We start from the raw sequence: 15,651 nt of genomic DNA on the forward strand, positions 1-15,651 counted from the left end.
TTACAAGGAAGCAACTATGACGCAACGTAAAGGCATTATTCTAGCCGGCGGCTCTGGTACGCGCCTATATCCGATTACCAAGGGCGTCAGCAAGCAATTACTGCCGGTCTATGACAAGCCGATGATCTATTACCCGCTCAGCGTACTGATGCTGGCTGGCATCCGTGAGGTGCTGATCATCAATACACCGCATGAGCAGGCTTTGTTCCAGCAGTTGCTGGGCGATGGGTCGCAGTGGGGAATGAACATCCAGTATGCGGTGCAGCCGAGCCCGGACGGTTTGGCGCAGGCTTACCTGATCGGCCGTGATTTTGTCGGCGGTAAGCCCAGCTGTCTGGTGCTCGGTGACAACATATTCCATGGACATGGGTTGCGCGATGTACTGAAGCGAGCCGACGCACAGACCAGCGGAGCTACGGTTTTTGGTTACTGGGTCAACGACCCGGAGCGCTATGGTGTTGCCGAGTTTGACGAAAATGGCAAGGTTGTCGGTCTGGTTGAAAAGCCCCAAGATCCACGCTCCAACTATGCGGTTACCGGCCTGTATTTCTATGATGGAAATGCCAGCGACTATGCCGCGGCGTTGAAGCCCTCACCGCGTGGTGAGTTGGAGATCACTGATCTCAATCAGGTGTACCTGGACGAGGGTACGCTGCAGTTGGAAGCCCTTGGTCGTGGCTATGCATGGCTGGATACCGGCACGCATCAGTCATTGCTGGAGGCTTCCAATTTCATCGAAACCATCCAGACCCGTCAGGGCTTGCAGGTCTGCTGCCCCGAAGAAATTGCTTACGCCCTTGGTTGGATCACGGCTGAGCAGTTGGAGGCATTGGCCGCGCCGCTGTCCAAGAATGGCTATGGACTATATTTGCAGAAGCTTGTTCAGCGAGGAATTGTTCCGTGAAAGTTATTGAAACTACTATGCCTGGTTGCGTAGTCATTGAGCCGGCTGTGTTTGGTGATGAGCGTGGTTTCTTCTTCGAAACCTGGAATTCCGAGCGTTTCAAAGCATTGGGTCTGCCCGATAAGTTCGTGCAGAGCAATGTGTCAGCTTCCAGCAAGGGAGTGCTGCGGGGTCTCCACTACCAGTGGCCGCGGCCGCAGGGCAAGCTGGTCAGTGTGCTTGAAGGAGAGGTGTATGACGTGGCGGTGGATATCCGCCGTGGCTCACCGACCTTCGGCAAGTGGGAGGCTGTTGTTCTGAGCGCGGAAAACAAGCGCCAGTTTTGGATTCCAGAGGGCTTCGCACACGGCTTCGCGGTGCTTTCCGAGCGCGCGGTGTTCAGCTATTTGTGCACAGAGGTCTATCTGAAAGAGTTCGATGCCGGGGTTCGTTGGAACGATGCTGAAATCGGCGTGGATTGGCCTATCAGGGCTCCGAACTTGTCTGCCAAGGATGAGAGCGCGCCGTTCCTGAAAGACATCGCCGCAGACCGCCTGCCGGTTTACGCGCCATGACCATGCTGGTTTTTGGCGGAAACGGGCAGGTGGGTCAGGAGTTGTTGCGCGCATTGGCTCCACTCGGTCCGATTGTGGCCACTACGCGCACCGGCAAACTAGCAGATGGTAGTGCCTGCGAGGTCGCGGATTTCGATGCACCTGATAGCCTGCCTGTTCTGTTGGACCGGTTGCAGCCCTCGGTGGTGATCAATGCCGCTGCCTACACTGCAGTGGACAAGGCCGAGCTGGAGCTGGAGGCTGCGTTCCGGGCCAACGCGCAGGCGCCAGGAGTGATCGCTCAGTGGTGTGCGGCGAATGGCGTGCCGCTGGTGCATTACTCCACCGACTACGTGTTCAATGGTCAGGGCGTGGCGCCTTATGTTGAAGACGAGGCGACTGAGCCGCTGGGTGTCTATGGCACAAGCAAGCGCGATGGCGAAGTTGCCGTGCGTGCGGCCGGTGGTCGTCATCTGATTTTCCGCACCGCGTGGGTGTATGCGTCGCACGGCGGTAATTTCCTGCGCACGATGCTGCGCGTTGGCGCCGGCCGTGACGAACTGCGGGTAGTGGCAGATCAGATTGGTACTCCAACCTCGGCAGCCTTGATCGCTGATGTCACCGCACAAGCCCTACAACATTCTGGGCAGTTGTCGGGGACTTGGCATCTGACGGCATCTGGGCGGACCAGTTGGCATGGCTTCGCCGAAGCGATCTTCGCTGAGGCGCTGGCTATGGGGGTGCTGGCCAAGGTGCCGGATGTGCAGGCGATATCCAGTGCAGAGTATCCAACACCTGCGGCGCGTCCGGCTTGGTCGGTACTGGATAATCGCAAGCTGCAGCAGGATCTTGGTATTACGCTGCCAGCTTGGCAGGAAGGTTTGCGGCATGTGATGGGTGAGATCGCGAAAACTTAATGCGCGGTTTCATGCGTGGTGAAGCATCGCCGGATCAGGGCCGATAAAAGAGAACCCCGGGTTTCCCCGGGGTTTTTGTTTTCAGTTAGTTGACGGCCTCAGGTGCGCCCGTAGGTGTCTTCAAAGCGCACGATATCGTCCTCACCCAGATAGCTTCCTGACTGCACCTCGATCAACTCCAGCGGCAGCTTGCCGGGGTTGCGCAGGCGGTGGGTGACGCCCAGCGGGATATAGGTGCTCTGATTCTCAGTCAGCAGCAACACTTCATCGCCCCGGGTTACTTCTGCAGTACCACTGACCACGATCCAATGTTCGGCGCGGTGATGGTGCATCTGCAGGCTCAAGGTGCCGCCGGGTTTGACGGTGATGCGCTTGACCTGGAAGCGCGCGCCGTTGTCTATGGAGTCATAGGCGCCCCACGGGCGATAGACCTTGCGGTGCCAAGTGGCCTCGCTGCGACCATCGGCCTTCAGGCGTGCGACGACGTCCTTCACTTCTTGCATGCGATCAGATTTGCCGACCAGCAACGCGTCGTCGGTCTCGACAACGATCACATCGTCAAGCCCAACCATCGCGATCAGGCGCTCACCGTAAGCGAACGTGTCATGGCAATCGATGGCAATGACATCACCGCGATGCGCGTTTCCGTTTGCATCCTGCTTGGAGACATCGCGCAGTGCCGTCCAGGAGCCGACATCACTCCAGCCAGCGTCCAGTGGCACCACGGCCGCATCTGCTGTCTTCTCCATCACTGCATAGTCGATGGAATCCGATGGGCTGGTCTTGAAAGCTTCCGAATCCAAGCGAATGAAGTCGCTGTCGCGGCGCGCTTTTTCCCACGACGTGCGGCAGGCAGCGAGAATCTGTGGCTGCAGGCGCTCCAGCTCCTGCAGGTAGCGCGAGGCGCGAAACATGAACATGCCGCTGTTCCAGTAGTACTCGCCGGAGGCGACATAGTCCTGAGCTGTTGCCAGGTCGGGCTTTTCGACGAAGCGTTCGATTGCCCGCGTGCCTTGACCAGCGACGGCTTTGATATAGCCGTAGCCGGTTTCCGGTGCGGTTGGCTGGATGCCGAAAGTAACCAGTTTGCCCTGCTCAGCGACACTGGCGGCATCCATGATCGCGCGATGGAAATGTGTTATTTCTCGGATCAAATGGTCAGAAGGCAGGACCAACAGCAACGGGTCGGTGCCGTCCCGGCAAGCCTCCAATGCAGCTGCAGCGATCGCTGGTGCAGTGTTGCGGCCAACCGGCTCCAGCAGGATGGCCGATGGTGTGGTTCCGGCTTGCTGCAGTTGCTCAGCGGCGATAAAACGATGTGCTTCGTTGGCCACAACGATTGGTGCCTGTGTAGCTACATCGGCTACGCGCAACCATGTGGATTGCAGCATGCTGTTTGCGTCTGCGAGTTGCAGAAATTGCTTGGGGTATGCCTCGCGCGACAAGGGCCACAGACGGGTGCCGGAGCCGCCGGAAAGGATGACGGGGAGAATATGAGTCATGTGGTTTCTCAGGCAGTGAGTAGGTCGGAGATTTCGGTGGTGCGCTCAGCCAACAAAGTTGCGTCGCCCCTGGTCTCAACATTCAATCGCAGCAATGGCTCGGTGTTAGAACTGCGCAGATTGAGGCGCCAGTTGCCAAAATCGGCACTGATGCCATCCGTGTGATCCAATATGGGCGATTGTGAGGCGAAGTGTGCCATTACCCGGGCGACGGCAGCTTTGGCGTCGGCAACTTTGAAGTTGATTTCGCCGCTGCATGGGAAGCGCGCCATGCGATCTTCCACCAGCTCTGCAAGCGACAAGCCGCTGCTGGACACCTGTGCGGCAATCAACAGCCACGGGATCATTCCCGAGTCGGCATAGGCGAATTCGCGGAAATAATGGTGCGCACTCATCTCGCCGCCGTAGACGGCGTTTTCAGCGCGCATCTTTTCCTTGATGAAGGCATGGCCGCTCTTGCACAGCACTGGCACGCCGCCAGCAGCTTCCACCATTTCGACAGTATTCCAGGTCAGGCGCGGATCGTGAATGATCTTGCCGCCCGGATTGCGGGCGAGAATTGCCTGGGCCAACAGGCCTACCAGGTAATAGCCCTCGATGAAGCGGCCGTTGTGGTCGAAGAAGAAGCAGCGATCGAAGTCGCCATCCCAGGCAATGCCGAAGTCGGCACCGTGTTCGCGCACTGCGTTGGCTGTGATGTCGCGGTTCTCCGGCAACAGCGGGTTGGGGATGCCATTGGGGAAGCTGCCATCGGGTTCGTGGCAGATACGCACAAACTCCAGCGGCAGATGCGGTGCCAGCAGGTCTACGATGGCGCCGGCGCCGCCGTTGCCGGCGTTGACCACCAGCTTCAGGGGTTTGAGTTGGCTGGCATCGATGTAGCTGAGCAGGTGCTGGATGTAAGCCGTCTTGTCATGCTGGGCGGTCTGGCCTGCACGTGCAGGCTGCGGCTGTGACGCATCGGCGGCCACCGTATCGGAGATGGTGAACAGGCCGGTATCCGAGCTGATCGGGCGCGCTTGTTCGCGCACCAGCTTCATGCCGTTGTAGTCCATCGGATTGTGGCTGGCGGTGACCATCACGCCACCAGCCGCCTGCAGATGACCGGTCTGGAAATAGACCTCTTCGGTACCGCACAGACCGATATCGATGACCTCACGGCCTTCCCCGCGCAAGCCTGCTGCCAGTGCGTCCTGTAGTGCAGGACTGGTCAGGCGCACGTCGTGGCCCAACACTACGGGGCCAGCGTCGAGTTCGGCGGCCAGAGCCTTGCCGATCTTGCGGGCCATGTCTTCATTGAGCTCTTCAGGCACGCGGCCGCGGATGTCGTAGGCCTTGAACGCGGGAAGGGGCATGTATGCATCCTGCTGGGTGAAAGATCACCTAGTTTAGTCGGCTACGCGCTTTTTGGCGGTCTGTGCGCTCGACGGAAATTCAGAATTGGGAAAAAAGCGCTGGCCGAAGGTCCAAGTGGGTTGCCCTTACGGTATGGCTAGAATAGGGGCATCTTCAGCACTGTGAGTGTGATGCGATGAGCGATCTCCCCCCGACCCGGCAGCGTGGCAAGGTTTTTGCCAGCGCCGCAGAGGCCCTTGCCGGCATCGTGGCCGACGGGCAAACCCTTGCCGTAGGTGGTTTTGGCCTGTGTGGTATCCCTGAGGCATTGATTGCCGCGCTGCGCGACAGCGGGGTCAAGGGCCTGACCGCGATCTCCAATAATGCAGGCGTCGACGGTTTTGGCCTCGGCCAGTTGTTGGAAACCCGCCAGATCAAGAAGATGATTTCGTCCTACGTGGGCGAGAACAAGGAGTTCGAGCGCCAGTACCTGGCCGGCGAGCTGGAACTGGAGTTCAACCCCCAAGGCACCTTGGCCGAGCGCCTGCGCGCTGGCGGTGCCGGCATCCCGGCGTTCTTCACCGCTACCGGCTACGGCACCATCGTTGCAGAAGGCAAGGAAACCCGTGAGATCGACGGCAAGCACTATGTGCTGGAAACCGCGCTCAAGGCCGACGTAGCACTGGTCAAGGCGTGGAAGGCCGATGCAGCCGGCAACCTGCTGTTCCGCAAGACCGCACGCAACTTCAATCCGGCCTGTGCAATGGCTGGCAAGGTCTGCGTGGTCGAAGTGGAGGAGATCGTGGCAGTGGGCGCCATCGATCCGGACCAGGTGCACCTGCCGGGTATCTATGTCGATCGCATCGTATTGAACGCAACGCCGGAGAAGCGCATCGAACAGCGCACCGTGCGTCAGGAGGGGAACTGAGATGGCCTGGACCCGTGACGAAATGGCGCAGCGCGCCGCGCGTGAGCTGACCGATGGTGCCTACGTGAATCTGGGTATCGGCTTGCCGACCCTGGTGGCCAATCACATTCCCGAGGGCATGGATGTTTGGCTGCAGTCCGAAAACGGCTTGCTCGGCATCGGCCCGTTCCCTACCGAGGCCGAAGTGGATGCCGACCTGATCAATGCCGGCAAGCAGACCGTCACCGCACGCGCTGGTGCCAGCTACTTCGGCAGCCATGATTCGTTCGCGATGATCCGCGGCGGTCACATCAACCTGGCCATCCTTGGTGCGATGCAGGTCACCGACAAAGGTGATCTGGCCAACTGGATGGTGCCGGGCAAGATGGTCAAGGGCATGGGCGGCGCGATGGACCTGGTCGCCGGCGTACAGCGAGTGGTGGTGCTGATGGAGCACACCGCCAAGAATGGCGAGCACAAGATCCTGTCCGACTGCACCCTGCCGCTTACCGGTGTGGCCGTGGTTGACCGCATCATCACCGATCTGGCGATCTTCGATGTGACCGCTGATGGCTTGGTATTGGTGGAGGTCGCGCCGGGTGTCAGCAATGACGAGCTGATAGAAAAAACCGGCGTGCCGTTCCGGAACTAATGTCTGGCGATACCGGCCGCGACTTTGCCGCGGCCGGTAAAACTGTCATCGGTCGCCAAGTGCTGCAATGTGGCATCTGCGTCCCAGCGTCCGCTGGCCAAGCATTGCAGTGGGCGTTGTACGCCCGCTGGGTCGAGTGCCAGCTCGGCGATATCCGTGCCCAACATCGCACAGGCATCGTCGATGAACTGCAACGCGCCCTGATGCGTTTGCGAAAGCTCCTGTAGACCGTTGTCCGTGAGCTCGATGGGACCGAAGCAAGGCCTCAACGTGACATCGTCTATACGCTCAAAGCCATTGAACTGTCCGTTGGGCGCGGCGAGCAGGGCTTCAAGCAGTAGATCGTTGACGAGGATGGGTGAGTCGCAGTCTTCTGCGCCTTGCCGACCATCGAAATAGCGCGCCTCGGCCCAGCCGCTCTGCTCCAATTGGTGGGCGCGGTTACGCAGCGCGAAGTAATACCCGCCCAAGGAGCATTGATGAATGTGCGCAAGGTTGCGTTGAATGGTACCTGCGTAGCCGATATCCACGACCATGGCGGTGCCGCCCTTGTCTGGTGCGGCCCAATAGGCGTGGTATCTATCGCGCGCTTCTGCTGCCAACTCCAGTAGCGCGGACGCGGCAGGTTGCAACCAACCAGCAACGGTGTCCGCCATTTCTGGCAGGAAAATATTTCGACCCAACAGACTGGTATCCACCGCGGCCACGGCGGCGATCGCGTCTTGGCCGACACGCGCCCGCAGCAGTTCCTCGAGGGTGCCGTTGAATGCACCCTCCAACAAAAAGCCAAGGTCTGCAGCTTGGTGGATTGGGAGCAGGGATGTTGCCCGGCGCGAGGCGAGAAAGTAGGTTGCATGTAGCTGTTTCGCCTGTGCGTGAAACGGACGGAGACGCGCAAATGCTTGCTCGAGCAGATAACCCTCTCGACTCAGGAACAGCAGGCTGGCGGCCTGATGACGTGCAGCCGCCCGCAACATCGCCAGCAGAAAATCCAACAGCAGCGGCCCAAGCACAACGTAGCCCAGATCTTCGGCATTCAGTTGTGGACGCCCACGAAGGCGTTCTGGTGCAGCATCAAGGATTGTCGCAAAACGATTGGCCAGCAGTCCCCGCCAGAACTGCTCCGGCCAAGCGGCGCTGGCCCCGTCAGGATGGCGAAGTGGTCGCAGCGCAGGGATGGCATCCAATAAGGCTGCCGGCCGCAACACATGCACCGGTGTCAAAAGCTGAGCCAGCTGTGGCAACTGCACGTCAGCGTGCTCGTTGTCGCCAACATGCAGCCAACGAGAAATGTCGATGCCGCGTTTTTCCGCCAGTTGCGGCCAGCTTTGCAGGTCGTCCTTGCGCAGGTTGGTTTCGCACGAAATAAACCACTGTGTAAGCGCGGTGGTCACTTCTGCAGGCAGTGCCTGTTGCATATCGGCGTGGGTCAGGTACATATCCGACAGGGCGATCTGCTGTGCTTGGCACGCACTCTTCAGCGCATCGAGTACCCCTGATCGTGGACGCAGCTGCTGCCGCTCGTGATCCAATTCAGCTTGCATCAGCGTGCCTGGTTGCAGGTGCGCCAGATCCAGATGGTCCAACAGTTGCTGGTGGATCTCATGCAGTGTCGGGTCGCGTCGCAAGGTAGTGCGCAGGCGGCTCTCTGCTGCTTCGCGGTGGTAGGCGAAGTCCTTGACGCCAAATTTCCGTTCAATGCGCCAAGACAGGTGTGCACGGGACGCAGTCGGCGTCAGAAAGGGGCGAACAACAAGCGTATCGAACACATCAACACTGAGAGTGGTCGCATCCAATGCCGCCAACTGTAGGCGCTGTGCTATGGGCAGTTCGAGTGCAGCAGCAACATTGCGCTGTCCCTCGGCGGCAAGCGCCAGTGCACCGTCAGCCGGAAGAATTCCGAGGGAGAATCCTTGGTGACGGCAAACCTGCCCGAATAGTCGTTCGACCGCGTGTTGCAGGGTGCCATCCACTTGCCCCTGCTCGATGGGGAAATCCTGCAGTTTCAGTTGCAGGTCGAAGAGTGGCCGCAAGGCAGCTACTCGTGCCCAGAACATGGAGCCGGCAGGAAAATCTATGTAGCGATTCGGCTCCAGCGAAAAGCCCAAGCGAGCAGCCAGATCGTCACAGACTGTCTTGTTGCTCAGCCACGTATGTGCCCATAGCGGAACGCTGCGGTAGCTTTCCGGATAGACCAGGCCAAGTGAAGGCATTGCCTGGAACATGCCCAGGATCCACCCGGTTCGCTCGCGCGAGCCGAACAGCCTCCTAAACAGGTATTGGCGCCAGTCCTGTTGTTCGTGCCCGGTGTACAACGATTTTTTTGTGTGGATATGGGCTACCACGTCCAGACCCAGTATCTGCTCATGGAAGTTGATCAGGAACGGGGCAATGTCGCGCCCTTGGTTCTCGACGATTTTCACCATCAGCGTTCGTACATTGGGCAGCGCGCCCAACCGGTCGTTGACTTGATCAGCGGCGGCTTGGTCCATGACCGACACCAGTAGCGTGAACGGTACTGGCATGTGCTGTAACGTCGCGCTGAACTCGTCTATCAGGTCCGGATAGAACACATGTGCCATGACCCCGACACGCAAGTCCAAGTCCGTCAAAGGCACGGGCTCGGGAAGCAGGAACTGGTCAGCCGCATCCGCGACAGCCGGGCGGGTCGTGCTGGCTGAGTGCAGGCGATTGAGCAGACCACCGAGTCCCATTGCTGCGATGATCTTTTGTGCTCTACGCAGGATTGCCCAAAGACCGCGGATGCCGCCGCCGTGCAGGAGAATGGAGTGGCGTGCGGCTTGTAGATAGTGCTTCATCCCTGCGGTCGCCCTGATGCGGTAACACAGAAGCAGGTTGACGGGGGGTAAGCGGGTAGCCTTGTGGGCATTGAGCGTCCATCTAGCAGGTATGGCGAATATGTATTTTCGGGATTCGGGCCGCGCCGGGGCATCGGCGCGGCGCCACCATGATAGTGTGCTTTGATGGCCTGCCCACGAGACCTGCCCGACGTGGTTGTCCGCTTTCACCCCGGCTGGCTGGTTGCTGCTGATGCGGATCGCTTGTTGCAGGCGCTGATCGGTGATGCGTCGTGGCAGGTGCACCGTATCCGCATGTTCGGGCGCTGGCTGGACTCCCCACGGCTGAGTTGCTGGATGGGCGATGCCGATGCGCATTACCGCTATTCGGGCGCGGATTTCCTTCCGCACCCGTGGGCGCCGGCACTGCTGGAATTGCGCGAACAACTGCAGCAGGCCTGTGCTGGCAGCTTCAACAGCGTGCTGCTCAACCGTTACCGCGATGGCCGCGACAGCATGGGTTGGCATAGCGATGACGAGCCTGAATTGGGGCCGACGCCGTTGATCGCCTCGCTGAGTCTTGGGGCACCGCGGCGCTTTCTACTGCGGCGTCGCGATGATCCTGCGCAGAAGTTCGAGTTCCTGCTCGGTCACGGCGACCTGCTGCTGATGCGCGGGCATTGCCAGCGCGACTATCAGCATGCGCTGCCCAAGACCGCGCGGGTGTCGGGCGAGCGCATCAATCTTACTTTCCGCCAGATCGCAGCTGTGCCGCGTCGCGTTGGCCGCTGAGCAGGGTCCAGCCGATCAGATCGGTGGTGGTCTTGTTCAGCGCGGTTTCGAAGGCGGCGGCGACGCTGCTGATCTCGGCGCTGGCGGCCGGTTCGGCGACGATGAAGGTGCGCGCGGCAACCACGCGTTGATCCAGGCTGTGGATCAGCTTGGCGTTGAGTTCGATGGTGGCCGCAGGCAGTTCACCGCCACGGTAGTCCGATTCGAAGCGGCGCAGGTCGGTAGTCAGCTTGTAGTCCGAGCGGATGCCGGTGGCGATGCGCGCAACCGCATCGATCTTTCCCGAATCCTCGAAACCACGCAGCAAAGTGTCTTCCAGGATGTCGGTGGCCGGTTGCGCCCAGGTAGCGCCACGGTAGACCTCCAGCTCGCCAGGCGTCGGCCGCACGCTGATGCGCGGGCTGTCGACCATGCGCGCGGCGCTGGGTTTGGCGATGGCCAGTTGCCAGCTGACCTGTGGCCATGCCGGATCGGCCTGAACCCGCACCTGCGGCGCATAGATGGTGGTGGATTGGCGATCGCCGCCAGCCAGTGCAGAACAGCCGGCCAAGGCCAGCAGGCAGGCCGGGGCGAACAGCTTGATCAGGGGGAAGCGCTTCATTTGGGTTCGAACTCCTTCGGGGCGTCGCGACCAAGCAGGTAGCGCGCCGGGTTGTTCTCCAGCCGATCGCTGACCCGGCGCAGGTCGCGGATCAGGCCACGCAGTTCGGTCAGGGTCGGGCCGAGCTGAGCCAGCCCGTCGTTGGCGAAGCTGTTGATGGCTGCACGGTTCTCGCCAAGGATGGCGTCGGCATTGCCGGCGGCCGAGTCGAGCTTGGCCAGGCTGGTATCGAGCTTGTCCATCGTCGCCGGCAGTTCCCGCAGCACGTTTTCGTCCAGATTCTTGATGGCGCCGTTGGCCGAACCCAAGGTGACGTTGAGGTTGCGTGCCGCATCGCGGGCTTCCACCAGCAAGGCCTGGGTGCCTTGGTCACGGTCGGCCAAGCCGCCGCTGATGGTTTCCAGATGGGCCAGAGTGGCGGTGATCTTGCTGACGTTGTCGTCGCTGAGCAGTTCGTCCATGCGCTCGACCACGCGGTTGGCCACGTCGGTGATGTTCTGCAAGGCCGACGGCATGGTCGCGATGGTCGGTACCGGCTCCTTGCTCACTGCAGTGAGGGCGGCGGCCTGCGGGGTGCCGCCACTGAGCTGGATGATCGACGGCCCGGTCAGGCTGGTGATGGCCAGCTTGGCGCGGGTATCGGTCTTGACCGGGGTGGTGGAGTTGAGCCGCAACTTGGCTACCACTTTGCGCGGGTCGTCCGGGGCCAGGGTCAGCTGGGTGATCGAGCCCACCGCGATGCCGTTGTATTGCACCGGGCTGCCGACCGACAAGCCGGTCACCGCTTCGGTGAACACCACCTGGTATTCCTGCCAGGTGCGGTCGGAGGAGTATTTGGCCGCCCATAGCCCGAAGGCGAGCAGGGCAACGCCGATAAGCAGGGTGAAGGCACCAATCAGGACGTAGTTGGCTTTGGTTTCCATATCAGGCGGGCTCGTGCTGGAGGCCGCGCGCGGCGCGGGCGCGGGGGCCGTGGAAGTACTCGCGTATCCACGGATGGTCGAGTTGTTCGATGTCAGGCAAGGGTGCGTTGGCGATGACCTTGTTGTCAGCCAGCACCGCGACGCGGTCACAGATGGCGTAGAGCGTGTCCAGATCGTGGGTGATCAAGAAGACGGTCAGGCCCAGGGCTTCCTGCAGGGTTTTGATCAGGCGGTCGAACGCGGCCGCACCAATCGGGTCGAGGCCGGCGGTGGGTTCGTCCAGGAACAGCAAGGGCGGGTCCAAGGCCAGCGCACGGGCCAGCCCGGCACGTTTACGCATGCCGCCGGAGAGCTGCGAGGGCAGTTTGTTGATGGCGTCGGCGGGCAGCCCGGCCAGCTTCACTTTCAACAAGGCCAGCTCGTAGTGCCAGCGCTCGCTGAGCTCGGGGTGATGTTCCTTCAATGGCACCTGCACGTTCTCGCCAACCGTCAGCGAGGAGAACAGCGCGCCGTCCTGGAACAGCACGCCGGTATTGCGCTCGATGCGCAGGCGGTCGGCAGGGTTGTTCGAGCGCGCATCCACGCCCAGCACTTCAATCTGCCCGGCATCGGGCGTGCGCAGGCCCAGGATGGAGCGCATCAACACCGATTTGCCGGTGCCCGAGCCGCCGACCACGCCGAGGATCTCGCCCCGCCGCACGTCCAGATCCAGGCCGTCGTGCACGGTCTGGCTGCCAAAGCGATTGACCAAGCCGCGTACGCGGATGGCCAGGTTGGTGTCGTCGGTGTTGGCGTCTTCCATCGTGCGCATCGCCTCACCAGCCCATGTGCATGAACCACAACGCGGCCAGCGCGTCGAGGATGATGACCAGCGAAATCGTCTGCACCACGCTGGATGTTGTGCGTTCGCCAACCGACTGTGCCGTGCCTTCCACCTTCAAGCCTTCCAGGCAGCCGATCAGGGCGATGATCAGTGCGAACACCGGTGCCTTGGACAGCCCAACCAGCATGTGCCGCACCTCGATGGTGTCGTGCATGCGCGCCAGATACATCTGTGGCGGGATGCCCAGATCGAAGGCGCCCACGGTAACGCCGCCAGCCAAGCCGGCGATCATCGCCACGAAGGTCAGCAGCGGCAACATGATCAGCAGCGCCACCACCCGGGGCAGTACCAGCAGATCGATCGGATCCAAGCCCAGGGTCTGGATGGCGTCGATCTCCTCGCGTGCCTTCATCGCGCCGATCTGCGCGGTAAACGCGCTGGCGGTACGGCCGGCCAGCACGATGGCGGTAAGCAGCACGGCGAACTCGCGCAGGAACGCAATCGAGACCAACTCCACCACGTAAATCTCGGCGCCGAAGTCGCGCAGGATGGTGGAGCCGAGGAAGGCGATCACCGCGCCCACCAGGTAGGACAGTAAGGCCACCAGCGGCACCGCGTTCAGGCCGACTTCTTCCATCTGGTTGACCGCAGCAGTGAGCCGGAAGCGCCGTGGTTGGCGTAGCAGCCGCGCCATCTTGGCCAGGTTCTCGCCGAGGAAGTTGACCAGCACCACCACGTTGTCGGCAATCGCATGTACCGAGCGACCCAGTCGATCCAGGGCCGCTGCCACGCCGAAATCGCGTTGCGGCTTGGGCCGTTCATCGGCGACTTCCTCGATGGTGCAGACCAGTGCCTGATGGTCGGTACGGAACTGCAGCGCATCATCCGGCAGCCCCAACTTGTGTGCGTAGCGCAGCAACAGCAGTACCCCGGCCGAATCCAGCCGGTCGATATTGCGCGCATCGATGCCGGTTACCGCTCCGGTCTGGGCATGCAGTACCTCGCTCGAGTGCAGCGCGGTGGCCAATGTCCAGTTGCCGGAAAGCCTGAGCAGGCCATCCGCATCGGGGGGAAGTACGCAGTGGGGTGGGGGAATGTCTTTCATGGTGACCATTGGCTACGGAGAATAACCCGCCAGCCCTTCAAGCCGGATGAGTATTTCCTCCGCTTCAGGTGATACTAGCGGCCATGTCTGCCGAAACCATTGCCGCCGCCCCGGCCACTGCTTCCAATCGCGCTACCTACGCGCAACGTGTGGCCTTCGTTTCGGAGATGGCTGGGCGTCTGCACAGTTATGGCACAACCGCCCAGCGATTGGAGGCGGCGGTGGTGGCCTTGGCGCAGCAGCTCGATCTGGATTGCGAGCCGTGGTCGAACCCGACCGGTTTGATCCTGAGTTTCAGCGACCCGACCCGCGCCATCGGTTCCAGCGACATCACCCGGGTGATCCGCTTGGGGCCAGGCGATACCAATCTGCACAAATTGGCCATGGCCGATCAGATCGCCGATGCCGTGTCTGCCGGGCAGATGTCGATCGCGCAGGGGCATACCGCGCTGCGCCAGCTCGACAAGGACGGCGGCCTGCGCAGCAAGATCCAGTTGCTGGCCTCGTTCACCCTGGGCTCGGCCGGCGTGGCCGGTCTGTGGCGGCTGCCGTGGCTGGATATTGCCACCGCCGGCATTACCGGTCTGCTGATCGGTCTGATGCTGTTCTATACCGACCGCCGCGTCGCCACCCGCGAAGCCGGCGAAGCGCTGGCGGCGTTGCTGGCAGGTTTTGTGGCGGTGTTGGTGGCCAGTTTCATTGGGCCGCTGAACATGAATTCCACCATCATTGCCTCGCTGGTGGTGCTGTTGCCCGGCATGGCGCTGACCAACTCGGTCAATGAACTGGCCAGCGGGCATTGGGTATCGGGCACGGCGCGTTTCGCCGGCGCGCTGACCACCATCATGAAACTCACGGTGGGCGCGATGATCGCGGTGACCATCGCCAATTCGATCGGCCTGGAACCGATCATCCGTGCCTCGCGGCCGCAGTCCAACTGGGTGGAGTGGGGCTCGGTGTTGGTCGCCTCATTCGCCTTTGCCATGCTGTTTCGGGCCAGCAGGCGCGATTACCTCTGGGTAATGGCCGCCTCGGTGGCAGGTTACGCGATTTCCCGCTATGGCGGCCAGCTGTGGGGCGCACCGGCCGGCATCTTTCTCGCTGCGATGGCGGTGACTGCCGCGGGCAATCTGTTTGGACGCATCGTGCAGCGCCCAGGCGCGATCATCCGCTTGCCCGGCATCATTATGCTGGTGCCCGGCAGCACCAGCCTGCGCGGGGTATTGAGCCTGATCCAGCAGCAGAATGTCAGCGCTGGCGAATCGGCGCTGCTGACCGTGGTCAATGTGGTGATGGCGCTGGTGGCAGGTCTTTTGTTCGGCAATCTGCTGGTGCCGGCGCGCAAGAATCTGTAACTGCTGTGGTTGCCAAAAATACAGTAAGAAAACGCCGGCAAATTGCCGGCGTTTTGTAATCCATATTCCAGATTAATTACTTCTGGATCAGGAAATCTTCAACCTTGCGGCCGGCCTTGGTGTATTCGGCCAGCCAGCGCGGCTGCTTGCCACGGCCGGTCCAGGTTTCAGCTGCATTGGCCGGGTTGCGGTACTTCGGCTCAACCTTCGGCAGCTTGCGGCCGGTCTTGGCAGCGCCCTTGCTGGCCTTGGCGCCACGCGGGGCTTTCACTGCAACCGCAGCGCCGGTGCCGAACAACTCTTCGACGGTATAGCCAGCTTTCTTGGCCGCGGCGGCAACCAGGGCGCGGGCCTTGGCGATGGGCTGGCGCTTGGCGACAACGGTCTTGCGCTTCTGTGCATCGCGGATCAGAACGGCCAGTTCTTTGGCCGACAGCTGGGACAGATCAATACTCATCGAGTAACTACTCCGGATAATGGGTTGGGGGTGTATGCCATTCCGTG

Annotated in this window: 14 protein-coding genes and 1 pseudogene; 7 read left to right on the plus strand and 8 right to left on the minus strand. The window is 61.3% G+C overall.

Features of this window, described 5'->3' with window-relative positions; translation table 11 throughout:
- Positions 1-16: 16 nt before the first annotated feature.
- The 3 genes from rfbA to rfbD are packed head-to-tail and all read left to right on the plus strand — an operon-like array spanning position 17 to position 2,354.
- Complete coding sequence (gene rfbA / locus ACVOLZ_RS04145; RefSeq protein ID WP_481515167.1) at positions 17-904, plus strand: glucose-1-phosphate thymidylyltransferase RfbA; 888 nt, start codon at positions 17-19, stop codon at positions 902-904.
- Entirely contained in the window at positions 901-1,458 is a 558-nt protein-coding gene (rfbC, locus tag ACVOLZ_RS04150; protein ID WP_481515168.1) for a dTDP-4-dehydrorhamnose 3,5-epimerase, read from the plus strand. The genes rfbA and rfbC overlap by 4 nt, the downstream gene beginning before the upstream one ends.
- On the plus strand, positions 1,455-2,354 hold the full coding sequence (gene rfbD / locus ACVOLZ_RS04155) for a dTDP-4-dehydrorhamnose reductase (RefSeq protein WP_481515169.1): 900 nt from the start codon (positions 1,455-1,457) through the stop codon (positions 2,352-2,354). The genes rfbC and rfbD overlap by 4 nt, the downstream gene beginning before the upstream one ends.
- A gap of 98 nt (positions 2,355-2,452) precedes the next feature.
- On the opposite strand, the gene ACVOLZ_RS04160 is transcribed toward rfbD, so the two are convergent.
- Together ACVOLZ_RS04160 and ACVOLZ_RS04165 are read right to left on the minus strand one after the other, a co-directional pair.
- Positions 2,453-3,856, minus strand: coding sequence for a mannose-1-phosphate guanylyltransferase/mannose-6-phosphate isomerase (locus ACVOLZ_RS04160; RefSeq protein WP_481515170.1), 1,404 nt, complete (start codon positions 3,854-3,856; stop codon positions 2,453-2,455).
- A gap of 8 nt (positions 3,857-3,864) precedes the next feature.
- A complete protein-coding gene (locus ACVOLZ_RS04165) occupies positions 3,865-5,211 on the minus strand; it encodes a phosphohexomutase domain-containing protein (RefSeq protein WP_481515171.1) in 1,347 nt (448 codons plus the stop codon).
- A gap of 176 nt (positions 5,212-5,387) precedes the next feature.
- On the opposite strand from ACVOLZ_RS04165, the gene ACVOLZ_RS04170 reads away from it, so the two are divergent.
- Both ACVOLZ_RS04170 and ACVOLZ_RS04175 read left to right on the plus strand, forming a co-directional pair.
- Positions 5,388-6,119, plus strand: coding sequence for a CoA transferase subunit A (locus ACVOLZ_RS04170; protein ID WP_481515172.1), 732 nt, complete (start codon positions 5,388-5,390; stop codon positions 6,117-6,119).
- Position 6,120: 1 nt separating this feature from the next.
- Entirely contained in the window at positions 6,121-6,750 is a 630-nt protein-coding gene (locus ACVOLZ_RS04175; RefSeq protein WP_481515173.1) for a CoA transferase subunit B, read from the plus strand.
- Here ACVOLZ_RS04175 and ACVOLZ_RS04180 read toward each other — a convergent pair.
- Positions 6,747-9,569 (minus strand): rhamnan synthesis F family protein, encoded by a 2,823-nt coding sequence (locus ACVOLZ_RS04180; RefSeq protein WP_481515174.1) that lies wholly within the window; start codon positions 9,567-9,569, stop codon positions 6,747-6,749. The two genes, ACVOLZ_RS04175 and ACVOLZ_RS04180, sit on opposite strands and share 4 nt — an antisense overlap.
- 165 nt (positions 9,570-9,734) lie before the next feature.
- Here ACVOLZ_RS04180 and ACVOLZ_RS04185 point away from each other — a divergent pair, with 165 nt between their 5' ends.
- Entirely contained in the window at positions 9,735-10,340 is a 606-nt protein-coding gene (locus tag ACVOLZ_RS04185) for an alpha-ketoglutarate-dependent dioxygenase AlkB family protein (RefSeq protein WP_481515175.1), read from the plus strand.
- Here the strand turns inward: ACVOLZ_RS04185 and ACVOLZ_RS04190 are convergent.
- The 4 genes from ACVOLZ_RS04190 to ACVOLZ_RS04205 are packed head-to-tail and all read right to left on the minus strand — an operon-like array spanning position 10,294 to position 13,792.
- Positions 10,294-10,941: an ABC-type transport auxiliary lipoprotein family protein gene (locus ACVOLZ_RS04190; RefSeq protein WP_481515176.1), complete on the minus strand. Its 648-nt coding sequence runs from the start codon at positions 10,939-10,941 to the stop codon at positions 10,294-10,296. The genes ACVOLZ_RS04185 and ACVOLZ_RS04190 overlap by 47 nt on opposite strands.
- Positions 10,938-11,864: an MlaD family protein gene (locus ACVOLZ_RS04195; RefSeq protein WP_481507995.1), complete on the minus strand. Its 927-nt coding sequence runs from the start codon at positions 11,862-11,864 to the stop codon at positions 10,938-10,940. Before ACVOLZ_RS04195 ends, ACVOLZ_RS04190 begins: the two co-directional genes overlap by 4 nt.
- Position 11,865: 1 nt before the next feature.
- A complete protein-coding gene (locus ACVOLZ_RS04200) occupies positions 11,866-12,675 on the minus strand; it encodes an ABC transporter ATP-binding protein (RefSeq protein ID WP_481515177.1) in 810 nt (269 codons plus the stop codon).
- Between the two features lie 4 nt (positions 12,676-12,679).
- The gene (locus ACVOLZ_RS04205; protein ID WP_481515178.1) at positions 12,680-13,792 is read right to left on the minus strand and encodes an ABC transporter permease; all 1,113 of its coding nucleotides are present in this window, start codon (positions 13,790-13,792) and stop codon (positions 12,680-12,682) included.
- Positions 13,793-13,875: 83 nt separating this feature from the next.
- Between ACVOLZ_RS04205 and ACVOLZ_RS04210 the strand changes: the two genes are divergently transcribed.
- Complete coding sequence (locus tag ACVOLZ_RS04210) at positions 13,876-15,147, plus strand: threonine/serine exporter family protein (RefSeq protein ID WP_481515179.1); 1,272 nt, start codon at positions 13,876-13,878, stop codon at positions 15,145-15,147.
- Between the two features lie 79 nt (positions 15,148-15,226).
- Here ACVOLZ_RS04210 and ACVOLZ_RS04215 read toward each other — a convergent pair.
- Positions 15,227-15,604 (minus strand): annotated as a pseudogene (locus tag ACVOLZ_RS04215) (H-NS histone family protein); the annotation flags it as partial.
- Positions 15,605-15,651 lie beyond the last annotated feature (47 nt).

This window comes from Stenotrophomonas sp. STEN020, assembly GCF_056760195.1.

Bases quoted from the DNA above. Each gene is read 5' to 3' on its own strand.
- rfbA (WP_481515167.1), top strand. From the start codon at position 17: ATGACGCAACGTAAAGGCATTATTCTAGCCGGCGGCTCTGGTACGCGC.
- rfbD (WP_481515169.1), top strand. From the start codon at position 1,455: ATGACCATGCTGGTTTTTGGCGGAAACGGGCAGGTGGGTCAGGAGTTG.
- ACVOLZ_RS04160 (WP_481515170.1), bottom strand. From the start codon at position 3,856: ATGACTCATATTCTCCCCGTCATCCTTTCCGGCGGCTCCGGCACCCGT.
- ACVOLZ_RS04165 (WP_481515171.1), bottom strand. From the start codon at position 5,211: ATGCCCCTTCCCGCGTTCAAGGCCTACGACATCCGCGGCCGCGTGCCT.
- ACVOLZ_RS04170 (WP_481515172.1), top strand. From the start codon at position 5,388: ATGAGCGATCTCCCCCCGACCCGGCAGCGTGGCAAGGTTTTTGCCAGC.
- ACVOLZ_RS04175 (WP_481515173.1), top strand. From the start codon at position 6,121: ATGGCCTGGACCCGTGACGAAATGGCGCAGCGCGCCGCGCGTGAGCTG.
- ACVOLZ_RS04180 (WP_481515174.1), bottom strand. From the start codon at position 9,569: ATGAAGCACTATCTACAAGCCGCACGCCACTCCATTCTCCTGCACGGC.
- ACVOLZ_RS04185 (WP_481515175.1), top strand. From the start codon at position 9,735: ATGGCCTGCCCACGAGACCTGCCCGACGTGGTTGTCCGCTTTCACCCC.
- ACVOLZ_RS04190 (WP_481515176.1), bottom strand. From the start codon at position 10,941: ATGAAGCGCTTCCCCCTGATCAAGCTGTTCGCCCCGGCCTGCCTGCTG.
- ACVOLZ_RS04195 (WP_481507995.1), bottom strand. From the start codon at position 11,864: ATGGAAACCAAAGCCAACTACGTCCTGATTGGTGCCTTCACCCTGCTT.
- ACVOLZ_RS04200 (WP_481515177.1), bottom strand. From the start codon at position 12,675: ATGCGCACGATGGAAGACGCCAACACCGACGACACCAACCTGGCCATC.
- ACVOLZ_RS04205 (WP_481515178.1), bottom strand. From the start codon at position 13,792: ATGAAAGACATTCCCCCACCCCACTGCGTACTTCCCCCCGATGCGGAT.
- ACVOLZ_RS04210 (WP_481515179.1), top strand. From the start codon at position 13,876: ATGTCTGCCGAAACCATTGCCGCCGCCCCGGCCACTGCTTCCAATCGC.